A 24412-nucleotide genomic window follows, 5' to 3' on the forward strand; every position below is an offset into this window, starting at 1 on the left:
ATAAAAAAAGCCGAAGTCACCACTTCGGCTTTTTGGGTTTTCAAACAAATGAAGGCCTAACCTACTGGCAGATGCATGTTTCAGTGCATCGCTAAGTTATTTATTGTTTGATCCAAGCATCTTTCCAAGCTGTGCCTTCCCCTGGTGCGTAAGCTGAGCCACTACACCATAGGCCAAATGGCCAACCTTTACACTGGTAGACACTGCCTAGATTGCTAACAACATCACCCGGACCATAGCTGTTACCTGCAACATAAGGCTCAACACCGGTTGGTGGCTCAGTAGGTGCTACTGTTGGCGCTACCGTAGGCGCTACTGTTGGTTCAACCGTTGGCTCTGCCGTAGGAACAGGCGTTGGTGCTACCGTTGGCTCTGGCGTAGGTTGTGGGGTTGGTTGTGGCGTAGGCTCGGTGCCACATGAAGCTGCGCCGATTGCTTTCCATACACCCCAAGGTCCTGACTCAGAAGGGTTATCACCTTGTGTCCACCATTGTGCTTGCCATAATTGACCCGCCCAAATAACTTGCTCTTTGCCTTGATAAACCGAATTCGCATTCCACTCATTTGAGCAATTGCCAGTAGGCGGAGGCGTCGGCTCAACTTGCTGTTTTGCCGTCGCAGTGACCGATGCCGTGTAAGCCGTGGTGTTTTTGTCGATACCAAAGTTTAACGCAACGCCTGCTGTACCTGGATTCGCCGCACCAAATTGAACCCCAACCGAACAAGTGGCATTTGGCTGTAAGGTTTTTGCACTACAGTAGTCAAAGGTAACCACTAAATCAGACGCAACGCCCGTCGCTTGGGTGTTCACTGAGTCTAGGGTAAATTCAACATTACCCGCATTAGTAAGCTTAAAGGTGTGCTGTTTAGTTTCACCAATAATGAATGAGCTGAGTGTTTGTGCCTTGGTATATCCCACGCTAACAAGATCGGCAGGGCCATTATCAATAATGCCATCCACCCAAGAGCGCAACGCTGCGATATCACTGTAAACACCATATTTGCCAGGGCGAGCACAGCCAATACCCCAGCTTACGATACCCAGTTGTACCACTTGGCCACCTTGGTTGATCACAATCGGGCCACCGCTGTCGCCTTGACAAGAATCTTTTCCGCCTTGTGAGTAACCCGCACAGAAAGCGACATCACCGATATTTTGGTAACTACCACCCGCTTGACGACATACTGCATCAGACACCAGTGGTACATCCACTTCTTGTAATACAGTTGGTGATAAACCACCTTCTTGAGTACGTCCTAGACCGGCCACTGTCAGTAGGTCACCCTCACGAACATATTGGCTTAGGGTTCCCTCAGCGATTTGCACCGTGACCGCACCTGGTAATTGACGGTCTAGTTTTAGCAGCGCGATATCATTGGCTAGGGTTCTCGTATTGTATTGCGGGTGAATAAAAATTTGTTCTACATTGGCGCGTTGTCCATCAGCTGCGCCGTAGCGGTAACCACCCACCTTCACAGCCACTTGGCTAGGGGAGTCACCTACCACACAGTGTGCCGCGGTCAATACGTAGCCGTTACCTAAGTAACTTGCACCACAGTAAGAACGATTACCACTGCGGCTAACAAGCTGAGTATAAAACTCCCAGTCAGCTTGATTGGCATTGCCCCCACCGACAATTCGCGGAGTAACGATCTGATCATCTTCCAATGCCATTGCTTGGCTAGGCAATAATACTGACGAGATCATCGCTGCTAAAGCAGCTTGCTTAAACATCCTTGTTGAACTCATTGCTATCTTCCTTGTTATTTGGATTGCCAATAATTAACAACCACTAAATGAAGCAAAAATGATAGTTTTCAACACCAAGAACAACAAGTTCAAAAAGCATGAGTTTGCCTTTACCAAATGTAACAAGCGTCACAAAATTGTAAAAAACTTCAAACTAGCGTTTAATCCCTTAGGCATCACATATATCAAATGCGTTAATCCGATTAGGCATTAATGCTGATACAATTAAAAATAGCAGCTAAATATTCACCTACATAATAAGGCTAGTTACTGCAACACTTGGTTAGCATACTGTAAACATCCGTTGCAATGGTTTGCTTGTCTCCGGCTTGGCGGGGAAAAATAAACTCTATTTGACTGCATGCCTGTTTATCAATCACCTCGATATGGATTTCGTTATCTATTTGATTCACTTTAATGGCGCCAATTTCGGTATTGAGTACACCTTTCACTCTCAAGGCATTGAATTGGGCCAACCCCTTCTCTAAACAGCTGCGTTCAAAACACACCGTCTCTGCAAACTGCCAACCTAGGCTAAAAAAATCATCTGTTGCGGCGGGCGCAGATAATGACAACGGGCCTTCTTTTATTAAGTGAGCCATCCCGCCAACCTGTGGTTCAAAACTGCGGATCTGAGTTATCCCTTTGACTTGTTTCAAATTAGCCAAAGGCAGCCAAGCAAGGGGAAGCTGAGCGTGATGAAGAGGGCGAATGGCGGGTGAGTTTACTAACTTGAGTTCAGATACTAATACTTCTAAATCAGCCACTTCTTGGTTTAGGTATAAGTCCGCTTTGCTGGCTAAGATAAGATCGGCAATCTCAATTTGCTGTCGAAAGATGTCATGTTCACGATAGCGCGGCTGACTTAATACTCTGGCATCAACTAAAGTGGTTACCCCCTGTACATCAAGGACTCCTTTGTACTCAGGCTGTTGTAAAGCAGCAAGGACTTGTTTTGGGTGCCCCAACCCAGTTGGCTCAATAAATAGGCGGTCGGGTTTCATTTTAGTGAGTAATTGATTGAGCGCAACCACCATAGGTACACCCGCCGTACAACACATGCAACCACCGGGAACCTGCTGAATGTGAATACTTGTGGTATTACTTTGCTGCGTTTCCAGCAACGCCTTATCCAAGCCTATTTCACCAAATTCGTTGACCAATACCGCCCAACGCTCAGTGGCAGGACACTGAGATAGCAAGTGCGCTATCGCACTGGTTTTCCCTGCCCCTAAAAAGCCACAGATCAAATGGGTTTTTACATTTTTAATCATGATTTTACGCTCTTGGATTTCAATGGGTTGATTTTACTAAAGAGAAAATCGGTATATTTATTTGACTTCAAATCAAGGTGTTTAATAATAGCGCCTAGCCATTTCAATCGTTCAACGACAGGGACAGTTTATGCTGCGAATAATACCCGCTGCTATCGCTTTGGCCATCATAGATGTGGCTTTATTAAGCGGTAGCTTCTACTTCCAAGGTGCCAGCTTAGCACAAGAGCTTACACTGCAATTTAATCAGACCATGGAGTCATCGCTGACGGCATTGGGACTGATTTTACAAAATACCTTGCTCGGTGGCGACGAAGTGATGGCTGAAACCATCATTAATGCCATGTTTGATGGCAGTATGTTGCAAAGTGTGACGCTCAAAGATCTGGACGGTTTAATTGCCTTTAACCGCATGTTTGGTGAGCCGACCGCCAATTATCCTCATTGGTTGGCACAACTTTATCCCATTGGCGATCTCAGCCGAGATATGGAAATGACCGATGGCTGGAACATCTTAGGCGATTTATATGTGGCCAGTCACCCGCACCACTTTTATCAAGCGATGTGGAACGTACTCAGCGATCGCCTTGCGACCCAAGGGACAATAGCGCTCGGCGCTTGGCTATGCCAAGTGATCACTCTTATCTGGCTAGCAACAAGGAAACGTTAATCATGCGTAAATCGTTATTTACCTCTTTATACTTTGCAGCTTGTGCGCTTTTAACTAGCCATGTATACGCAGAGCAGATCAAACCTAAACTGGTGACCATCGCATCAGGCTCGACACAAGGGATCTATTTTCAGGTGGCTTCTGAAATATGTCGCCTCACCAGTGCCAGCAAGGCAGAGCACGGTTATCGCTGCGGCGCTATCCCCACCGAAGGTTCGGAAGAAAACTTAACGCTACTACTCGCCGGCGAAGTTGACTTTGCTATCGTCCAATCTGATACCTTGTATTTTGCTGCTCAGCAGTACCCAAGCCAATTACAAGCCGTATTGGCAACCCATGCCGAGCCACTGACGATTGTGACGACGCCAGACGCAGAGATCCAGCGTGCAATGGACTTAAACGGTAAGATACTCAATATCGGCGGCCAAGGCTCCGGCACAAACACCTCATTAAAACGTTTATTAGCCGTCCCAAAATGGGATCAGCAGCCACAAGTCACCGAAGATAACAATTGGGAAGCCTTTGAAAACCTTTGCTTAGGTGAAATAGACGCGTATGCCGCGATTATCGGCCACCCTAATCGCTTGGTTAATCGCACCAGTAAACGTTGTGATATCCAGTTTGTGAGTGTGAATAGTCAGGCCTTAGCGGATAGTGAAGGTAACTTGCCTCCTTATCTTATGCCTGGGCATATTCCTGGCCGGTTGTATCGAGGCAATAAAGAGAAAACCCCAACCATCTCTTTTTCGGCTAACTTAGTCACTCGAAAAGATGTCGACCCTGCTTATGTCAAAGCCGTGGCCAAGGCCATCTTTGGTCAAGAAAAGTCATTTGGCAAAAACATCACGGCTTATGCCAATGTATTTAGATCAATTGAAACCATGACAGGTGATGCGGTGGTGATCCCGCTGCACCCTCAAGTCGAGCAGCTCAAAGCAACAGCCCAAGCGGCTAAAGCAGACTAAAAAATAAGGAGGCTTAGCCTCCTTATTTCATCTAACCACTCATCAAACCAGTTATCAAACCGCTCATAAAACCAAGGGATAGCAAACCTTTGAGAGGGGATTATAAAACGGTACGAGGCGATTTTAATTTTTGGCTAGAAAAGCGCGATTTAACACTTTTCCATTCAGAGAGTTTATCTGCGTTACCCACTGGCTCCCCTTTTTTGGCCTTGCCCATTACCCAAAGGTGCTTGGCATTAAAGCTATAGACAGGGATCAGATCTTTACGCCTTGAAGCGGGTTTAATATCGTACTCTAAGTTATCTAAAATTAATGGGTTGGCTCTACGGCTAGGGTAATAAGCCAGCACCATATGGAATTGATCATATTTAACGGCCTTAACATACACCAAGCGCAGTTGGTCTTCGCCAACACCTAACTCCATTAAGCTGTAATATTTAGCAATAGAATAATCTTCACAGTCACCGCCTTTGGCTCCGACAAATTCTAGCGGCGATGCCCAGTAATCATTTTGCCCCCACAACTTTTTATCTTGGGCATAAACCAGCATATTAAAGAAATTATTAATCTCGGTTAGCTTTTGTTTATCGGACATAGATTTAGCATCACGCAAGGTGTTCACTAACGCATCTATGCGTTTAATGGCTTTGTCACCATAGGTATCCGCCATTCGTTGTCTAATCGACTGCTGGCTTAAAAACGCTTCTAAATCCGAGGCTTGCACAAGGCAAGGGAGTATTAAGCTGACACAAAGGGTCGCTGTGAATAGTAAATTAGTGAGAGGTTTTAACATGGCCATCCTAGCTTAACGGTACGATTAATGAGCATTCATCCTTGCTTTACCCCAGCAGCACAGCCTTAACTGCAATCAGCTCAGCACAAAAATCATAGCGTAGAAAGCGTCAACTTTGAATCAAATGTTTGACCAATGGCATGAAAAAAGCGCCATTTGGCGCTTTCAAATTAATCAGATAATAAGCTTAGATCAGTGAGTCTAAGGTCATCACTATCATATCGTTAAAGGTGGTTTGACGCTCATCTGACGTGGTTTGCTCACCGGTGCGGATATGATCCGATACCGTTACCACACACAGGGCATTGGCGCCGTATTCCGCTGCCACGCCATATAAGCCGGCGGCTTCCATTTCGACCCCTAAAACACCCATTTTTTCCATGTAATCAAACATCTCAGGATCTGGGGTATAGAACAAATCAGCAGAAAATACGTTACCGACTTGGACTGGAATATTGGCTTGCTCAGCGGCGTTAACCACCTTGCGTAATAGGCCAAAATCAGCAATCGCGGCAAAGTCATGATCTTTAAAGCGCATGCGGTTAACTTTAGAGTCGGTACAAGCGCCCATGGCCACGATCACATCGCGCACCTTGATTTTTTCACTCACCGCACCACAACTGCCAACACGAATCAGGTTTTTCACCCCGTATTCGGTGATCAGCTCTTTTGCATAAATTGAACAAGAAGGTATGCCCATGCCTGAGCCCATCACAGAAACGCGTTTACCTTTGTAAGTCCCAGTAAAACCTAACATGTTGCGCACATCGGTCACTTGAACTGGGTTTTCTAGAAAGGTTTCGGCAATGTATTTGGCGCGCAGTGGATCGCCTGGAAATAATACCGTTTCGGCAAAGTCGCCTGCTTTTGCATTGATATGTGGAGTAGCCAATTTAAATATCCTCGAATTCGTTAAGCAAAAATTAATAACCGCTGCTGCTAAGATCGTGCTGCACTTCTAAGGTGGTCAGCAAATCTGCCAGTAGGCTAGACGCGCCAAATCTAAAGTGGGCTGGACTGATCCAGTCTTGACCCAGAATATCTGTGACTAGGCTTAAGTATTGCTCGGCTTGTGCTGCGGTTTTCACGCCGCCCGCAGGTTTAAAGCCGATATTGATATTGGTATCACGGATCACTTCAAGCATCACTTTAGCCGAGGCTAAGGTGGCATTTTCGGCAACCTTGCCGGTGCTGGTTTTAATAAAGTCCGCACCTGCCGCGATGGCAATTTCACTGGCTTGCTTAATTAACTCAGGCGACTTGATTTCACCCGTTTCTAAAATCACTTTCAGTAACACGCCCTCGCCGCACGCTTGCTTACACGCTTTCACTAGCTCAAAGCCGATGTCTTTATTACCTGCTAAGAATGCACGGTATGGGAACACCACATCCACTTCATCGGCGCCATAAGCCACGGCGGCTTTGGTTTCGGCGAGTGCAATTTCAATATCATCATTACCGTGGGGAAAGTTAGTCACGGTGGCAATTTTGATGTCGCTCGCCCCAATTTGCTTTAGGGTTTTACGCGCAATGGGAATAAAACGAGGGTAAATACAAATCGCTGCTGTATTGCCCGCTGGGCTTTTCGCTTGATGACACACCTTGATCACATCGGCATCGGTGTCATTATCGTTTAGGGTAGTAAGATCCATTAGTCCCAGCGCGGTGCGCGCGACTGATTTAAGATCTGTCATGTCTCTTCTCCATTCAAAAAAATGCACCTAAGGTGCAACGCTGACGGACTTGGTTCCTTGAAGACAGTTATCATCAACTGTTGACGTAACTATGCTAGTTTTAAAGCATGTTGTTGAATACGTTGTTAAATCCATTTAACCGATCATGATTGATTTGTAAGCCCAATTTGGCTAATACATCTCACTTGTGACAACATAATTAACTCAATACCGGTGATTTCGAAGTTGAAATAACTCGACATGAGCCAATAAAAAACACAAGACGCTTACAATAACGCCAGTTGTGAACCGATACAAGGGCGATATTTATGGGATTGATGAACTCTTAATCAAAAGTGTTCAGGTTTGAATATAGCTCAAATTTAGCGCTGAAATAGGCTTTGACTGGTTTGCCAAATCACCTGTTTGATCTGCTCGGCAGGCTCAGGGCGCAACTGGCATAGCGCATCAAATATAAGCGGGATATTTTGCGGGGTATTCACACCACCAGTCTGATTGGCCAATGGCATGTCTGGCGCATCGGTTTCTAGCACTAAGGCTTCAAGGGGCACGCGTGCTAGCGTGGCACGGGTTTTAGCGGCGCGCTCATAGGTAATGACGCCGCCTATACCTAATTTAAACCCTTTATCAATAAAGGCCATCGCCATTTCATAGCTGCCGGAAAAAGCATGTAGCACACCGCCATAAGGAAATGACTTTAGCTCGGCCAATAAATTAGAAGCGGTTTTGCGCTGATGCAAGATCAAGGGCAGTTGATGTTTTCGCGCTAATGCGATTTGCGCGCGAAACACAAAAAGCTGTAATGCCATAGGAATATCAACGCAGGCATCAAGGCCGATTTCACCCAAGGCGGCGGGACGTTCCTCGGTTAATCGCCTATCCAGTTGCCCTAAATGGGCTTGTTGAAAGTCAGCCAAAAAATACGGATGTAAACCTAGAGCATAATCCAGCTGAGGCTGCTGTTTGCATAAGGTTATTAGAGCTGGCCAAGTCGCCGCCTTGACGCCTGGCACCATGATTTTTTGCACACCTAATGCAAGTGCCTTGGCTATTTCCTGCTCTCGGCAAGTATCAAATTGGGCAAAATCGAGGTGACAATGGCTGTCCATAAAAGCTGACATAAGCTAGCTCGCGATTGGGTACTTGGTAACAATAGTACAGACCAAACAACAACGGCGCCATGGGCGCCGCTGTACCTAAACTAAAATACGTAATTAATGGTAAGCCATTAATGCTCGCGCGTTTTTCTGAAGTTGATATCAGGGTAGCGCTCCATGGCAAGATTTAGGTTCACCATGGTTGGCGCGATATAAGTTAAATTATCGCCGCCATCCAGAGCAAGGTTGTCATAGGCTTTTTTCTCAAACTCATTCATCTTGGTTTGATTATCGCTTTCAACCCAGCGCGCCGTTGCCACACTGATGCTTTCGTAAATGGCCTCTACCTTGTATTCTGCTTTTAAACGGGCAGTCACCACTTCAAACTGCAGCACACCGACCGCACCCACGATCAAGTCGTTGTTACGCAGTGGCCTAAACACTTGCACCGCACCTTCTTCCGATAACTGAACTAGGCCCTTGAGCAATTGTTTTTGCTTGAGTGGATCTTTTAGGCGAATACGGCGGAACATTTCAGGCGCAAAGTTAGGAATGCCGCTGAATTTAAGATCTTCACCTTGGGTAAAGGTGTCACCGATTTGGATAGTACCGTGGTTGTGTAAACCGATAATGTCACCGGCGTAGGCTTCTTCAGCGGCACTGCGATCGCCGGCCATAAAGGTAACCGCATCAGAAATGGTGATGTCTTTACCAATGCGTACATGGCGCATCTTCATGCTCTTTTCGTATTTGCCTGATACCACACGCATAAAAGCAATACGGTCACGGTGTTTAGGATCCATGTTGGCTTGGATCTTAAATACGAAACCACTGAACTTCTCTTCTGTCGCCTCGACGTCACGCTCTTGCGTCGCACGTGGCATGGGTGCGGGAGCCCAGTCGGTCAGACCTTCTAGCATATGATCAACACCAAAGTTGCCTAAAGCGGTACCGAAATAGACAGGCGTTAGCTCACCCGCTAGGAATAATTCTTGGTCGAATTCATGAGCCGCACCTAATACCAGTTCGATCTCTTCGCGTACCGACTCAGCCAGCACATCACCGATGGCCGCGGTCACTTCATCATTATCGATGCCCTTAATAACACGGCGCTCTTGAATGGTGTGACCTTGACCAGTTTGATACAAGATCACTTCATCGCGATGAATGTGATACACCCCTTTAAACTCTTTACCACAACCAATCGGCCAAGTGACAGGAGCACACGCCATTTTCAGCTCGTTTTCAACTTCGTCAAGTAGCTCCATTGGATCACGGGTATCGCGGTCCAACTTGTTCATAAAGGTCACGATAGGTGTGTCGCGTAAACGGGTCACTTCCATTAACTTACGAGTACGATCCTCAACACCTTTAGCGGCGTCGATGACCATCAAACACGAGTCCACCGCCGTTAACGTACGGTAAGTATCTTCCGAAAAGTCTTCGTGTCCTGGGGTATCGAGCAGGTTAACCAGACAATCGTTAAACGGAAATTGCATCACAGAGGTGGTGACCGAGATCCCCCGCTCTTTTTCCATTTCCATCCAGTCAGATTTAGCGTGCTGGGCACTGCCCTTACCTTTTACACTGCCCGCCGTTTGAATTGCGCGTCCGTGTAACAGGACTTTTTCGGTGATGGTGGTTTTACCCGCATCCGGGTGCGAGATGATGGCGAAGGTTCTTCGCTTGTTTATTTCACTCAGAAATTGCTTGTCGGCCATGGAATTGTTCTTTTTTTGCAACAGATTGAGCCAACGCTAAATGACAACAACAAGCATTTATGGGCTTCAAATCTGTTTTGTTAATCGAAATTGTCGGCTATTTTCGCTTATCTAGCCTGTATAAACAATCTTACGTTGCAGCAGCCCGCCTTAGGCTCACTGCTTTGGGTTTAACTTGTCGCGCGCGAGAGTCGATCGTTAATGGCACGCCACGGGTCACCTTGAGGCGGTTGCTCAACGATAATTTGCGCAGCACCTTGTTGGTCTACTTGATATAAGGTGACATAAAGCTGCTGACCATATTGCGCGGCCGTTGCCGGCATCACACGCCATTGCGCGCGCTCGTTGCTCTCTTGTAAATGGCGCTGCGCTTGCTCTGACCAGACTAAAAAGAAACTATTAGCCGCATTCAAGCGCTCGGCTTGGGCCATGATTTGCTCCGTACTGAGGAGTTTAGCGGGCGTGGTCGGCTGATAATGGGCTTTAACATTGCCCGGCACCACTTCAACATGTTGCGCTGGTAATAGCACTTCACAACCTAGGGCATCCGTTAATTGCTGTTGGCTGATAGGACCTGCGCGCAATATGCGTGGTTGCTCACTGACTAAATCTAAAATGGTGGACTCTAAGCCGTGATCGCAAGCTCCGCCTTCTAACACACCAGCAATACGCCCAGCTAAACCACGCGTGACTTGCTCGGCGATGGTAGGACTAAGCTGCTTGTAGCGATTAGCCGAGGGCGCGGCCAAACCGCTATCCAGTTTAGTTAACACGGATAAAAATAAGGGATGCGCAGGCACTCGCAAGGCGATGGTGTCTAAGCCGCCAGTGACACAAGTATCGACATCAGGTGCTTTTTTTAACAGTAAGGTTAATGGTCCCGGCCAAAACTGTTCCGCTAAGGCATAAGCTGACTCTGGGATATCCATTGCCCAACGAGATAAATGTGATACATCTGGAATGTGCACAATAAGGGGATGGTTTTTGGGTCTGCCTTTAGCGGTGAAGATTTTATCTACCGCAGCAGGGTTCGCCGCATCCGCCGCGAGACCATATACCGTTTCTGTAGGTAGTGCGACGCATTCTCCTTGCTGCAACAAACTAACAGCTTGATTTACTGCGTCTTCTCCCGTTAATAGGACGGTATTATAGCCTTGGCTCATGTTGGTTTTCTCACGGATAACAAAATTGACAACAGAGATGGCTGAGGGCATTTAATGCGCTAAGCACAATGACACCAACCTCCATCGCAGATTCAAGGGGCGGATTTTACCTGATGTGTGATCAAACTGCACATAGAATGAGCGAGGTCGATATAATAAACTCAATCAACCTAGAGGCGTCCAAATTCTTTCATTAGCGAGCCTAGTATTGAAAACTCGGTGTCGCTCTGAAACATACATCTATAAATGGATTGAGTATAGGTGTGGCCGCAGTGTAAACAGCCACATCATTTGGCATTTACTCGACTAAATAATCTTCGATATCAAAGGCGTGATTCAGTAAGACATTCAGCTGTTTTTGCTCAGCTGCAAATTGAGGGTGGCGCAACATAGTAATGTAGTTAGGTAATGACTCAGGCGAAGGCACGGTATCTTCGTCATCATCATAGGCAATATCCGCTTTTAAGGTATCAATGCGATCGGGTACCCAGTAATAAGCTGTTTCAACGGTCTCACTATACCCATCAGCCAAGGTTCTTAGGCCTTCCGATAACTCAATTAATAACTCTGCATCGATATCTTTTTGTTCGGCAATATCATCGAGCAAATCCGCGCTGATGCAGGCCATGTTGGTGACGCCAAATTCCAGCATTTGAATAAATTCGGTTGCCGCGATCACCAATAAATTGTACTCACGCTTGGCGGCGAGGCTGTCTGGCATGCCGATATTTCGGGTCACATCATTTAAAATGCGGGTGCGGATCTGACACAACAGCGTATTCAGCGGCGACACTTGCGCATTATTGCCCCTCAGACTCGCTAAATGCTGTGATAGGGTGAGCGTGCGCTCATCAATACGCTTTGTTAGGTTAGCCACTTTGGCCTCAAGCAATTTAATTTGCTCGTCCTTGGCTTTGAGTTGCTCAGCCACTTCATTGGGGTTGGCTAAAGATGATGGTTCCATGCTGTCACTACCTCAACCGCTATGTATCAATTTAAAAATTCAATATATTAAAAGCCTGTGGCGAAAGGCGCCAGCATTATATTACTGTGAGCAAGGGACTAACGCTCACCCAACGACACACGTTTGATGGTAACTTTGGCAAATAATGGTCGTTTTGGATAGATTGAATGTGAGTTTTTTATGACTGCATCATCAAATTAGCAATCCTCAACATACAGCAGCATTAAAAAACATTAAGATGCGCTTTAATGAGGCCCATTAAGCTAAGGTTTAGGCAAGCTCATATAGCCTAGCCCCCATGATAAAGCCAAACAACCAAGCAATCGGGCCGCAAGATGTACATGAGGCAATTATGAAAATTTTGTTAGTGGAAGATGACCAGATTCTTCGTCACCATTTAAAAACCCAGTTAGAAGCCATAGGCAATCAGGTTTATGATGCTGAAAACGCCGAAATGGGCGACTATTACGCGCACCAATACCCGATTGATGTCGCCATTGTCGACTTAGGGTTACCGGATATGGACGGATTAGAGCTGGTCAAAAAACTACGTCAACAAGAATTAAGCTTTCCTATTCTAATCTTAACGGCACGTGGCAACTGGCAAGAAAAGGTAGCTGGTTTAGAAGCTGGCGCGGACGACTATGTGGTTAAACCCTTCCAACAAGATGAGCTATGGGCGCGCCTTAATGCCTTGGTCAGACGCAGTGCGGGTTTTATCAAGCCACAAATCGAAGCCGGTCCATACCTTCTTGATTTAGCCAAAAAGAGCTTGCAAATTGAACAACAAGATGTGGAATTGACCGCATTTGAGTATCAAATTCTGGAATACTTAATGCGCAATCATGGTCAGGTGATTTCCAAACAGCAATTACTGGATCAACTCTACAGCGATAGCGAAGGGGATCCTAACGTGGTAGAAGTCATGGTCAGCCGTCTGCGTAAGAAAATGGACAAGGATGGCAACCTTAAGCCCATTAATACCATTCGTGGCCAAGGATATATTTTTACTCTGTCATGCAAATAAAATTATCTCTAAAGTTCAAGCTATTATCTACCAGCCTGTTAGTACTGCTGATAGGCTTATATACCTTTAGCTATTATCAAATTCTCAATCACAGGGAACAATTATTACAACAACAGCAAAACCTGCTGCAAAACATCATGACAGGGTTATTTTCGGAAGGGCTGATGCAGGAAGAAACCATCAATATGCCCAAGCGAGTCTCCTACGGCACACTCAATATTCCCAATGCCAACCTCGTCGCTATCGTTTGCGATCAGGGTAGCCAGCAAATCATCTGGAGCTCTATCTCCGGCGCTCACATCCCCAGAGATGGTCAGGCTTGCCCCTTGCTAAGTAGCTTAGTCGGTGATGAATTTTCACAAATGTTAACCTTTAATATCAATGGGGTAGAAAGTCGCTATGGGGAGCTTGAAATTAACCAAGAACCCATGATTATTCAATTAGCGCAGTTGCAGCAACATCGCGCAGAAATGAATAAAAACTACGTGATTGCCGTTGCCAAGGATGCCGATGACCTTGAACAAGCCATGACCGCCTTCACCCGCAAGGTGTATCGTCGTAGTATTTTCCTATTCTGTTTCTTCACTGCCCTTTTTTACTTAACCATAAAATGGAGCTTATCCAGCTTGACTCGGTTGACGCGCGAGCTAAACAGCATCAAGGCCGGTGAACGCGAAGCCCTATCACGCCATTACGAGCCAGAGTTGCAATCACTGACTTCGGCCTTGAATCAGTTACTCCATAGTGAGCGCGAACAAAAAACCCGTTATCAACACTCGATGAATGATCTGGCGCATAGTTTAAAAACCCGATTAGCCTTGCTCAAGGCGGTCAGTGAAGAGCAAAACACCACCAGCAAAGCGTTTAACCACACTCTCAATGATCAAATAAGTCAAATGGATCAAATTGTTCATTATCAATTACGCCGCGCGGTTTCGGGCCGACAAAACATCATTGGCAAGCCCATTGCCATTGCGCCGGAAGTAACTAAACTAATGAATACATTGGACAAGGTTTATCGACACAAGCGCATTCAATTTGAATTATCCGATCCCGATAACGCGATATTTTTTGGTCAACAAGACGACTTAATGGAGCTAATGGGGAATTTACTTGATAATGCCTGTAAATTTACCTTAAGCCAGATACATATCAGTGCAAAGTTTGAAAAAAATAAAGGCCTAAGCCTGATCATCGAAGATGATGGATTAGGCATAGATACGGCCATTAGAAACCAGATCCTCAAACGCGGTGTGCGCGCCGATAGCTCTGGAGGCCAAGGCATAGGCCTAGCGGTCACCAGTGAAATCGTTCATTCATACGGTGGTGATATAGAGATCTTTGATAGCGAATTGGGAGGCGCGGGATTTAAACTCTTTTTCCCTGTCGCCTAATCGGCTTTTGAGCGAATAAGGAACATGTATGAATAAACGGCAATTAGTGACTCGCTTAGTTATCTTGCTTGCGCTTGCGATTATAGCCAGCCTTTACTTGCTGTTTTTTCATGTAAAACCCCAACACCATGTATCGGCAAAAGACGGCTGGTTAATTGGCTTTGACCAGCTGCCTTATGCCAAGCAACTCTCTGCCCAGCAAAACAACCCCTTGTTTATCTATTTTACCCGCTCCCCTTGTAAAGACTGTGATACTTTTGAAAACGACTATTTAACCTTAGGGAGCGTTCGTTCCCAAATCGCTGCTGCGGTCAAGTTAAAAATCAAGGTAGATAACGACAACAGTCAAATCCAAGCTTTATTAAAGCGCTATCAAATCATTCGCTTACCTGCAATGGTCATCAAACACAGCCCAGCAACTGAAGCAATCCGAGTACATGTGTTGATGGATTTACAACAAGTCTGGCTACCTATACCTGATTATAAAAGAGGGAACTATACCCCACTTTCCGAAACGACCCTCAATGTCGCCCTAGAGCGCACCTTTGCCATTGCAAAAGATTTAGCCATACAGCAAACGGAGCCGAAATAAGGCTTGGATAAAAGTATCAAATGAGCAGGCAGGATAAAGCGCAGAGTGAAGGTTTAACGCTGGATGAGCTTAGGGTTAACACAAAGAACAGCGTGTTTGAGCCTCAATGGGCGACAAGGTGAAGACAATCCACAGCACCATACCCAGTGGCAAGGTATCGCTCGATTACTTCTTCAATTCAATGTGTAATGGGGCGATATTAACTTGAGCCTGAGCGTGGTTCATCTCATTTTGCACGGGGGTAGTTTCTGCTTGGGTCATAAAAGTGTATAGCAAAAACAAGCTTACAAAGATAATCCCACCTACATTTTTCAAAAAGTGCAATAAAGACATGAGCCACCTCCCTTGATGAATTGTTACTCGGTTATTGATATAACTAAGTGTAAACAAAAAAACATCAAGGGTGGTTACATTGGTCGCTTAATGCTGCCATTCATCGGGTTGTACGTGATAATAAGCCGCCAATATTTGGTATAGCTCTGGATGCTTGTGCTTGAGCTGCGCTGGTTTTTCGAAAAATGTCTCCGTCACCACCGCAAAAAACTCCGCAGGCTCACTAGCACCATAATCATCCATCACGCTCTTTAGGCCAAGCATATGATTATGCTGCAATTGTGCAAACTCTTTGGACATCACTTTAGCCCAAGATTGATATGCATTTGGTGAGTCTAAATAGGGTGCACCATTGGTCGAGCCATCTTCAGAATCCAATTGATGAGCAAACTCATGGAGCACCACATTGTGCCCATCATGGATATTCCTTGCGCCTTTTTTCACGTCATCCCAAGATAAGACAATCCGGCCATTGCCCCATGATTCACCCGCTAAGCCTATTTGTTCAACACTGACTAAGCCATTTTCATCAACCTGCGTATGCGCAGCAATAAATGCCGCCGGATAAACCAAAATGGATTTTAACTTAGCATACTCACTGGTTTTACGGTTAAGCAGCAACAAACAGGCCTGTCCAGCAATGGTCACCTTGATCTCATCTGTCATCTCGAGATCTTGGCAAGGATAGAAGTTTTTACGGTGGATAAAACTGTTGACCAATAAGTGCAACTGCATTTTCAGTTCATCGGGCAACACGAGATATAACGGCATATTGCGCTCTAAGATTTCCCGCCATGGCGCGGGAAACGGTGCAAAACGTGCTTTTCTATCTTTGTAGACAGGCAAAAACAGTAAGATACTTAAAATGATGACACCAAAGGTGATAAACACGGCATTCATGATTGGCTTAGTTCCTGTCGCTGGTTTAACACTGTTCTAATGCGGCACTAAAGTCATCTAGCAAGTCTTGCGTATCTTCAATCCCTATCGAACAACGGATCATGTTTTCGCTGATGCCCATGGCTTGGCGCGCGGCTAAACCCATTTCAAAGTAGATAGTAGACGCAACGGGTAAGGCTAAGGTGCGATTATCGCCTAAATGGGTCGCGCTGATCACCCATTGCAATTGGTTTAAAAAGGCACAACAGTCAATGCCATCGACCAAATCAAAGCTCAAAATAGCACCAAAGTCATTAAATAAGGTTTTTGCCCTTTGATGCTCTGGGTGATCCGCCAAGCCCGGATAGTACACCTTAGCCACTTTAGGATGCGCATCTAACAACTTGGCTAAACTCATAGCATTGTGACACTGGCGCTGCATTCGCAGAGCTAAGGTATCTGAGCCAACAGACAACATATGCGCCGCCTCTGAACTTAAGCTGCCGCCCATATCACGCAGACCCTTTTTCTTAATTTGGTTAATGCCCCACATTTTCTCATCACCTTTACGGTAACCAGCAAAAATGTTGTCGTATTGGCGCCAATCAAACAGGCCCGTATCGGTAACACTGCCGCCTAAGGCATTACCATGGCCACCGAAGTATTTCGACAATGAGCTAATAATTAAGCTGGCATGAACGGATTTTGGTTGGAATAAATAAGCCGAGGTCATGGTGTTATCAACGGCATAAATCAATTTTTCAGCTAAACAAAACTCACCGATTTCTGCTAGGGCAGCAATTTGTGTCACTGGGTTAGCGATGGTTTCGACAAACACCATTTTGGTATTGTCTTGCTTAGCCCCTCTCACCTCGTCAATATTGGTGGCATCAACAAGGCTCACTTCAATGCCGTAGCCTTGTAACGTCGCCATCACACTCGAGGTATTACCAAACACAAAGCGGCTACAAATTAGGTGATCGCCTTTTTTTAATAAGGTTAAAAAAGCGGCGCAGATAGCGGCCATCCCAGTGCCAAACACTAAGGTCGCCACGCCTTGCTCTAACTGACAAATTTTATGGCTTAAGGCATCCATGGTCGGAGTGGATTGACGTGCATAAGCGTGACCCGCTTGTTTACCCTGAAACACATCGACTAAGTCATTGACGTCTTGATAACCATAGGGCACCGATGGATGAATCGGTGCATGAATGGCACCGTGCTCTAGCCCAGATAATCGATCACAGTGGATCAGTTGTGTGGTAAACCCTTTTCTTGACATAATTTTTATCCTTGACCGTGTGTTCATGTTAATGGAATGATAAACTGACCAACAAGCTCTCATATGGGTAGATAATGTACTTCATTCTCAGCGGTAAAAACATAAACCCAATCAAATCGCTGCGTTTTTTAAGATTACTGCCCAACACGACTGCATCAATCTAAGCATGGGGCCAGAGAGCCTCAATTGATGCCGCTAGATCAAGGATGACAAGGTGAAGTACCAAATTATTGCTGGGATTATTTTATTTCTTGGCGCCACTCTCTCAATTGGTTCATGGCACTACCTGAAATGCTACGAAACCCAATTTATTCAATCGGAAGTGGCAAGCCAAAGCCATAACATCGCCAAGGTCATCAAGGTTCAACTGACCGAACAAGTACAATCGTTGAAGCGCATGGCAAAGCGCTGGGAATACAACAATGGCACCCCATTTGATCAATGGCTATTTGATGCCATGAACTTCATGACCTACGAACAGGCTTACCACAGCCTGGCCTGGGTAGATAAATACAATGAAATCCAATGGGTTGCACCAATAAAACAGGTCGGTGAAGTCAACAAGCTACTCAATGAAGTAAACCAGTACCATAACAACGCGCTCTCACAAGCGAAGCAAAGCCAAACCGTCGCGATTTCGCAAAGTTTAGAGCTAGCCCAAGACGGCAAAGGCTTTGTGGTGATCATCCCCCTATTCCCCAAAGGCCAATTTGATGGGTATCTGATCGGCATTTTTAGCTTCAATCAATTGATGAGCGTGATCCTAGAAACCGGCCACTTTGATACGCCCATCACCATGATGGAGTCTGGCCAAATTGTCTATCAGCAAGTGCCAGAAGACACCCGTGTCGATCAAAATATGCTACAGACAAAACTGCCCGTGTTTGGTCGCCATTGGGAGATCTACAACTGGCCTTCACAATCTTTACTCACCAAAAGTAAAAGTTTATTACCGGCCATGGTGCTCACTTTTGGTTTATGTATTTCATTCTTACTGTCATTTTCATTTTACTTTGCCCGCCAAGTTGAGCGCAAAAAACACGAACTAGAAATGAAGAATGAAGAGTTACGTTTGAAAAACAAGGAGATTGCCAACACCCAATCGCAGCTTGTCCATTCCACAAAACTGGCCTCACTGGGAGAAATGGCAACGGGGATCGCCCATGAGCTCAATCAACCCTTACAAGTGATCAGCATGAATGCTGAAATGGGACCCGAATACCTTGCTCAAGGTAAAACCAACCGTGTGGTCAAGGCATTCACCGATATTATGCAGCAAGTCGACCGAGCACAAAGTATCATTAAACAACTGCGCTGCTTTGGTCGTGATTCGGCTCACGATGAACATCAAAGCATTAGTTCAGAAGAGCTAATAAAAAGCAGCTTAATGTTTTTAAAGCGCCAATTTACCAGTAAAAACATCGAAGTCAGAGAAAACATCGCGCCAGCCCTGCCGCAAATAAAGTGCAATAAAGTGCAAATCGAACAGGTATTGCTGAACTTACTGGTGAATGCCCGTGATGCGGTAGAAAATTGCGAAGAAAAAGTGGTGGGTATTAAAGCCTTTCAAAAAGATCGTCGACTCTATATCGAAGTCTATGACAACGGCACGGGGATCCCGCAAGCCGCTCTCGATAAAATATTTGATCCTTTCTTCACCACTAAAGAAGTCGGTAAAGGCACTGGATTAGGTTTGTCCATCAGCCATGCCATTATCGAACAACACGGCGGTGAAATTTCCGTAGAAAGTCAGCCCGCTAAAGGCACTCAGTTTCTGGTGCAATTACCTTTGAACTAAACCGATCCAAAAAGAGAGCGTTCCTTATGTTAATTTACGTTGGCGGCTACAACTTGCCTCATCAGCCAAGTATCCATGCACTGAAAATAACGAAGCAAGATCAACAATGGCAGTGCCAACCACAAGCAACATTAAGTGCATTAGACAGTGCGAGCTTTTTAACCTTTGATCATGACAACAAACAACTTTATGCCGTCAGTGAAATTGACTCTGGAGCAGACCAAGCCAGTGGTTGGGTTGGCCAGTTTGACTTAACCGCTCCCCTAGAGCCTCAATTCGTTAGCAAACAATTAAGTCAAGGCAGTCACCCATGCCACCTAGCCTTATCAAAGCACGGGTTAATTTGTTCTAACTATAGCGGTGGCAATGTAGCCTTATTTCAACTCTCGGGTCATAAGCAGCTAAGCGCAGCCGAGCAAGTGTTTCAGCACACAGGCTCAAGCATCATTGAGGCGCGTCAGCGCCAAGCCCATATTCACAGTGCTAAGGTGTCACCAAATGGTCAATGGGTTGTCGTCGCTGATTTAGGCAGTGATACTTTAACCACTTATGGCTTTGACCAGACAAACCAATTACAACAAACAGCGAGTTTTAGCATGCCTGCAGGCAGTGGCCCACGCCATTGTGCATTTCACCCTGATGGCACTAGCCTGTACGTGGCTAATGAATTAAACAATACTATTAGCCAGCTGACTATCTCTGGCTCGGGCGAGCTAGCCTTAATAGAAACCCTAGCCGCCACCGACAATGACACCCTCAGCTACCCGGGTGAAATCACCTTAGATAGCACTGGGCAATTTTTATACGTGAGTAACCGTGGGGACGATTCCATTAGCTGGTTTGAAATTGACCCTCTGCAACATAAACTTAAGTACGTATCTAGTTGTGCTAGCGGCGGTCAATTCCCACGCCATTTTGCCTTAAGTCCAGATGAACAGTTTCTAGTAGTAGCGAATCAACAAAGTAACCGCATCAACCTACTCAGCCGCGACGCAACCACAGGCCAGCTCACCCTAACCGATTTTTCTGTGGCGCTTAACGCCCCTGCTTGTGTTTGCTTTGTTGATTAAAATTGATTCGTGGCGGTGGGAGCTGGGCTTGGGTTACCCTTGCTCGGCGAATAAAACCATTCCCGGAGCAAGCTCCGGTCCCACAACCACATAATCACATAATCACATAATCACATAATCACATAATCACATAATCACATAATCACATAATCACATAATCACATAATCACATAACCAGACAATACACACCTTTGGCAGGCGTGCTTTCTCGGCGAATAATATTAACGTGAATGGATTAGATAAAAAAATGCCCAACGCTGGGGTTGGGCTAAGGGTATTGCAACTGACAAGCACCTTGCTTGATAACTTAATCCACATATTTCAGGCAAAAAAATGCCCAACGCTGAGGTTGGGCTAAGGGGATGGTGACAAGCACAATAGAAACTTTGGTGACAAGCACAATAGAAACTGGAAACAAACACAAATTAGAAAAAAACAAACACACAACAAGCTAATGATTACATAGGGTTAATGACCTTCTCACCATTACTCCAAACGGTTTTAGCCTTGGCCTTAGTTGCAAAGGGTCCCTTGGCATTGCGCACCGCAGCAACCAATAGTAGCGTCATGCCCGCCAATAACTGCATACCCAGCAATAGAACTAAAAGCGGCAGTGCTAAGAAAAAGAAAGTCACTAAAAGAAGGCTTCTTAGCACGGCCTGAAAACCACTACGTGATTGATTCTGAAGTAATACTTGCATATAAGACGAATAAGCTTTCATAAGGCTCCTCTATGGGTTGCTGCGGCCATTGACAGTCTCGTCAATCGTTGGTACTTGATTTGGTCAACAAAACAGCAACCTTGTTAAGTTGACGACATCTTATAACCCCATTAGTAAATATCCGGTGTTTACAGGATTAACTTTCGTTAATTAGCGCAAGGAATAATCAAGCAATAAAACAACTGGTTGTACAGATTGTGATGGTAGCGTTATAGATAGAAAAAACGACAACAAATAGTCAAAACCACAATTGCGCCAACTATGTATAGCTGATATAAACAGGCATTTATTTTTGATTAGTTGATCATCTTCAGCAGAATAATTCTTGATATAAGGTAAGGGTTACATAATGAGCATGTTTTATAGTCTTGCATTTGCCTTTCCAACTGCCCTTTTTACTGCTTTTGTACTGCTCATTTCTCTTTATTGGGCCGTGACTGTGATTGGTATGACGGAAATTGAGATGCTCGATGTTGATGACTCCTTGCTCGATTTTTCCGGTTTAATGGCCAAGCTCAAACTCGATGGCGTGCCCGTCACCATTGCTTTGTCATTACTGTTTTATTTCTCTTGGGTTGTCAGCCTCATTATTCAAAATCAACTTAACCAAATGTTAGCGCCAGGGATCACCTACTATGGTTTTGGCCTGCTCGCGATGCTCGTCAGTTTATTACTCGGCGATCTCATCGCTAGCCAATGTGTTAAACCATTGCGCAAGATCTTTCGTGACCAAGAGGTACTCAGTAAACAAGACCTTGTCGGTAAAACGGCCATCGTCAGAACAACCAGCGTGACCGATAGTTTTGGTGAAGCCAACTTTAATGATGGCGGCGCCGGAATCATTATAAAAATAAGAGCACATCAACCTAACCAACTTAATCGTGGCGACTCAGTGTTACTGGTGGAATATTTGCAAGAGCAAGATTCCTATATTGTCACCGCCCATTTGTAATCATCGTTTTAGGGAAAAACTATGTTAGATATCACTACCATATTGATCATTGTCGGCATCGGCTTTGGCATCTTGTTGGGCTTTGCTTTATTGGTTAAAGCCTTTTATATCAAGGTACCTCAGGGCACGGCCTTGATCGTTAACACCACTCAAACCACACCTAAGGTTCGCTTCACGGGTGCCCTTGTTATCCCCGTGATCCACAAGATGGAAAAAATGCGTATATCCTTGATCACGCTAGAGATAGATCGCCGAGGTAAAGATGGCCTTATCTGTTTAGATAACATGCGCGCCGACATTACCGTTGCCTTCTATTTACGTGTAAACGAAACAGCTGAAGACGTACTTAAAGTCGCCAAATCCATCGGTGCCGATCGCGCTTCCGATAAAGATGCAGTGAACGAGTTATTTAATGCCAAATTCTCTGAGGCATTAAAAACCGTGGGTAAAAAAATGGAGTTCTTACAACTGTTTGAAGAGCGAGCATTTTTCCGCGATGAGATTGTTAAAACCATAGGTAATGACTTAAACGGTTATGCCCTTGAAGACGTGGCGATCGATTACTTAGAGCAAACGCCAAAATCCGCTCTAGATCCTAACAACATCATGGACTCGGAAGGTATTCGTAAAATCACCGAAGTCACCTCCAAAGAGAACGTTAAAACCAACGAATACATTCGTGATGAAGAGCGTGCCATCAAAAAGAAAAACGTTGAAACCATTGAGCATTTACTCGTGCTTGATCGCCAAGAGAAAGAAGCACGAGCGAAACAAGAGCGTGAAGTGGCCAACATTAAAGCGCGCGAGAAGTCTGAACAGCTTAAGGTGGAAGAAGAAGAGCGCCTCAAGGCCGAATCAGCACGTATTCAAACCGAGCAAAATATTGCCATCCAAGAAGAAAACAAACTTCGTGAAATTGAAGTGTCGCAGCAAAACCGCGAACGTGCGATTGGCGTTGAGCAAGAGCGGGTACAACGTGCCAAAGATCTTGAAGTGGTATCACGCGAACGTGAAGTCGCGCTGCAAACCATAGAGAAAGAGCGTGCCCTCGAAGTTGAGAAGAAAGAAATCGCCAACGTGGTACGTGAGCGTATCGCCGTTGAGAAAACCGTGGCTGAAGAAGAAGAGCGCATTAAAGAAGTACGTGAAGTCTCTGAAGCCGATCGTAACCGCCAAGTGGTGATCCTACAGGCCGAAGCACAAGCCCAAGAAGAGCTAGTTAAACAGGTTAAACAAGCCGAAGCCGATGAAATTAAAGCGCGCCACGAAGCGCAAAAAATCATCACTATGTCCCAAGCCGATCTCGAAGCTGCAGCGAAAAATGCCGACGCCATGAAGAAAATGGCCGAAGGTATCGAAGCTGAAAACTCAGCACCGGGTCTGGCCGAAGCCCGCGTGAAAGAAGCCCTAGCCGATGCCCTAGAGAAAGAAGGCCTAGCCAAAGCTAAGGTAGAGCAAGAAACCTTAGTGGCTCGCGCCCAAGGTGATGAGCAAGTGGGTCTGGCTAAAGCGCGCGTACTCGAAGCGAACGCCAGCGCCAAAGAAAAAGATGGCCTTGCCGAAGCCAAAGTATTGGCTGAAAAACTCACAGCACAAGCTCAAGGTGATAAAGATATCGGTCTTACTGAGGCCATGGTATTGGCTGAGAAATTGAGCGCTCAAGCCAAAGGCGATAAAGACATTGGCTTGGCTAAAGCCTTGGCTTCTCGCGAGCTAGGTACTGCCGAAGCGGACGTGTTAGCGCTGAAACTGTCTGCCCAAGCTAAGGGTGATAAAGAGCAAGGCATGGCAGAAGCGGAAGTACTCAGTGCCAAATTCCACGCCGAAGCCCAAGGTCTGGTTGAGAAATTCAGCGCCATGGCAACCATGTCAAAAGAAGCTCGCGAGCACGAAGAGTTCCGTATGCAGCTTGAGAAAGACTTTGAGCAAGCCATGCAAGCCATTAGCGTTAATAAGGACGTTGCTGTCCAGCAAGCGCAAGTGCTGTCTTCTGCCCTTGAAAAAGCCAACATCGACATCGTGGGAGGCCAAGGCGATTACTTCAACTCGTTAAGTAAAGCCCTGACCGTCGGTAAGTCCATCAATGGTCTGGTTGGTAAAACACCTTCGGTTGCGGCATTGCTGAATAAATTCATTGGCGGTGAAGAGTCAAAGCTATCGCCAGAGCAAACCGCAAAACAAAACTCATCTGATGTATTAGGTGGCTTATTAAACGAAAAAGCCAATGCAAACCAAGCAACTTCCGAGTCTAAAGACGCTTAATGTTGCCATT

Annotated in this window: 22 protein-coding genes; 9 read left to right on the plus strand and 13 right to left on the minus strand. The window is 45.6% G+C overall.

Annotated features, from left to right (window positions below; translation table 11 throughout):
• Window positions 1-100 precede the first annotated feature (100 nt).
• Entirely contained in the window at window positions 101-1750 is a 1650-nt protein-coding gene (locus K6Y21_RS07305; protein ID WP_233071133.1) for a trypsin-like serine protease, read from the minus strand.
• A 263-nt stretch (window positions 1751-2013) separates the two neighbouring features.
• Complete coding sequence (locus tag K6Y21_RS07310) at window positions 2014-3024, minus strand: CobW family GTP-binding protein (protein WP_233071134.1); 1011 nt, start codon at window positions 3022-3024, stop codon at window positions 2014-2016.
• 130 nt (window positions 3025-3154) lie between these two features.
• On the opposite strand from K6Y21_RS07310, the gene K6Y21_RS07315 reads away from it, so the two are divergent.
• Both K6Y21_RS07315 and K6Y21_RS07320 read left to right on the plus strand, forming a co-directional pair.
• Window positions 3155-3694, plus strand: a complete 540-nt coding sequence (locus K6Y21_RS07315) for a LapD/MoxY N-terminal periplasmic domain-containing protein (RefSeq protein WP_233071135.1) — start codon at window positions 3155-3157, stop codon at window positions 3692-3694.
• Between the two features lie 2 nt (window positions 3695-3696).
• Window positions 3697-4659 carry a TAXI family TRAP transporter solute-binding subunit gene (locus tag K6Y21_RS07320; RefSeq protein WP_233071136.1) on the plus strand — a complete coding sequence of 321 codons (963 nt, stop codon included), beginning with the start codon at window positions 3697-3699 and terminating at the stop codon, window positions 4657-4659.
• 100 nt (window positions 4660-4759) lie between these two features.
• On the opposite strand, the gene K6Y21_RS07325 is transcribed toward K6Y21_RS07320, so the two are convergent.
• The 7 genes from K6Y21_RS07325 to K6Y21_RS07355 all read right to left on the minus strand — a co-directional run bounded on the left by K6Y21_RS07325 (window position 4760) and on the right by K6Y21_RS07355 (window position 12091).
• A complete protein-coding gene (locus K6Y21_RS07325) occupies window positions 4760-5452 on the minus strand; it encodes a transglutaminase-like cysteine peptidase (RefSeq protein WP_233071137.1) in 693 nt (230 codons plus the stop codon).
• A 187-nt stretch (window positions 5453-5639) separates the two neighbouring features.
• Window positions 5640-6344, minus strand: coding sequence for a purine-nucleoside phosphorylase (deoD, locus tag K6Y21_RS07330; protein WP_233071138.1), 705 nt, complete (start codon window positions 6342-6344; stop codon window positions 5640-5642).
• A gap of 31 nt (window positions 6345-6375) precedes the next feature.
• On the minus strand, window positions 6376-7146 hold the full coding sequence (gene deoC, locus K6Y21_RS07335; protein WP_233071139.1) for a deoxyribose-phosphate aldolase: 771 nt from the start codon (window positions 7144-7146) through the stop codon (window positions 6376-6378).
• 362 nt (window positions 7147-7508) lie between these two features.
• A complete protein-coding gene (locus K6Y21_RS07340; protein WP_233071140.1) occupies window positions 7509-8267 on the minus strand; it encodes a TatD family hydrolase in 759 nt (252 codons plus the stop codon).
• A gap of 107 nt (window positions 8268-8374) precedes the next feature.
• The gene (gene prfC, locus K6Y21_RS07345; protein WP_233071141.1) at window positions 8375-9964 is read right to left on the minus strand and encodes a peptide chain release factor 3; all 1590 of its coding nucleotides are present in this window, start codon (window positions 9962-9964) and stop codon (window positions 8375-8377) included.
• 170 nt (window positions 9965-10134) lie between these two features.
• Window positions 10135-11127, minus strand: coding sequence for an L-threonylcarbamoyladenylate synthase (locus K6Y21_RS07350; RefSeq protein WP_233071142.1), 993 nt, complete (start codon window positions 11125-11127; stop codon window positions 10135-10137).
• Window positions 11128-11425: 298 nt separating this feature from the next.
• Window positions 11426-12091, minus strand: coding sequence for a hypothetical protein (locus tag K6Y21_RS07355; protein WP_233071143.1), 666 nt, complete (start codon window positions 12089-12091; stop codon window positions 11426-11428).
• A 352-nt stretch (window positions 12092-12443) separates the two neighbouring features.
• Between K6Y21_RS07355 and K6Y21_RS07360 the strand changes: the two genes are divergently transcribed.
• The 3 genes from K6Y21_RS07360 to K6Y21_RS07370 are packed head-to-tail and all read left to right on the plus strand — an operon-like array spanning window position 12444 to window position 15104.
• Window positions 12444-13118 (plus strand): response regulator, encoded by a 675-nt coding sequence (locus K6Y21_RS07360; protein ID WP_233071144.1) that lies wholly within the window; start codon window positions 12444-12446, stop codon window positions 13116-13118.
• A complete protein-coding gene (locus tag K6Y21_RS07365; protein ID WP_233071145.1) occupies window positions 13109-14512 on the plus strand; it encodes an ATP-binding protein in 1404 nt (467 codons plus the stop codon). Before K6Y21_RS07360 ends, K6Y21_RS07365 begins: the two co-directional genes overlap by 10 nt.
• Before the next feature lie 28 nt (window positions 14513-14540).
• On the plus strand, window positions 14541-15104 hold the full coding sequence (locus K6Y21_RS07370) for a DUF6568 family protein (protein WP_233071146.1): 564 nt from the start codon (window positions 14541-14543) through the stop codon (window positions 15102-15104).
• 165 nt (window positions 15105-15269) lie between these two features.
• Here the strand turns inward: K6Y21_RS07370 and K6Y21_RS07375 are convergent, their stop codons facing one another.
• The 3 genes from K6Y21_RS07375 to K6Y21_RS07385 form a co-directional block, all read right to left on the minus strand.
• Window positions 15270-15437: a hypothetical protein gene (locus K6Y21_RS07375; RefSeq protein ID WP_233071147.1), complete on the minus strand. Its 168-nt coding sequence runs from the start codon at window positions 15435-15437 to the stop codon at window positions 15270-15272.
• Window positions 15438-15524: 87 nt separating this feature from the next.
• Window positions 15525-16337 (minus strand): M90 family metallopeptidase, encoded by an 813-nt coding sequence (locus tag K6Y21_RS07380; protein WP_233071148.1) that lies wholly within the window; start codon window positions 16335-16337, stop codon window positions 15525-15527.
• 25 nt (window positions 16338-16362) lie between these two features.
• Window positions 16363-17598 carry a cystathionine gamma-synthase family protein gene (locus K6Y21_RS07385; RefSeq protein ID WP_233071149.1) on the minus strand — a complete coding sequence of 412 codons (1236 nt, stop codon included), beginning with the start codon at window positions 17596-17598 and terminating at the stop codon, window positions 16363-16365.
• 214 nt (window positions 17599-17812) lie between these two features.
• Here K6Y21_RS07385 and K6Y21_RS07390 point away from each other — a divergent pair, with 214 nt between their 5' ends.
• Window positions 17813-19396 (plus strand): ATP-binding protein, encoded by a 1584-nt coding sequence (locus tag K6Y21_RS07390; protein WP_233071150.1) that lies wholly within the window; start codon window positions 17813-17815, stop codon window positions 19394-19396.
• A gap of 26 nt (window positions 19397-19422) precedes the next feature.
• Complete coding sequence (locus K6Y21_RS07395) at window positions 19423-20466, plus strand: lactonase family protein (RefSeq protein ID WP_233071151.1); 1044 nt, start codon at window positions 19423-19425, stop codon at window positions 20464-20466.
• A gap of 458 nt (window positions 20467-20924) precedes the next feature.
• Here K6Y21_RS07395 and K6Y21_RS07400 read toward each other — a convergent pair whose 3' ends face one another.
• Window positions 20925-21188, minus strand: coding sequence for a hypothetical protein (locus K6Y21_RS07400; RefSeq protein WP_233071152.1), 264 nt, complete (start codon window positions 21186-21188; stop codon window positions 20925-20927).
• A gap of 349 nt (window positions 21189-21537) precedes the next feature.
• Between K6Y21_RS07400 and K6Y21_RS07405 the strand changes: the two genes are divergently transcribed.
• Complete coding sequence (locus tag K6Y21_RS07405) at window positions 21538-22140, plus strand: OB-fold-containig protein (RefSeq protein WP_233071153.1); 603 nt, start codon at window positions 21538-21540, stop codon at window positions 22138-22140.
• 21 nt (window positions 22141-22161) lie between these two features.
• Window positions 22162-24402, plus strand: a complete 2241-nt coding sequence (locus tag K6Y21_RS07410; protein ID WP_233071154.1) for a flotillin family protein — start codon at window positions 22162-22164, stop codon at window positions 24400-24402.
• The last annotated feature ends 10 nt before the right edge of the window (window positions 24403-24412 follow it).

The sequence above is a fragment of the Motilimonas eburnea genome (genome assembly GCF_021295345.1).
GTDB lineage: Bacteria > Pseudomonadota > Gammaproteobacteria > Enterobacterales > CBDFNC01 > Motilimonas > Motilimonas eburnea.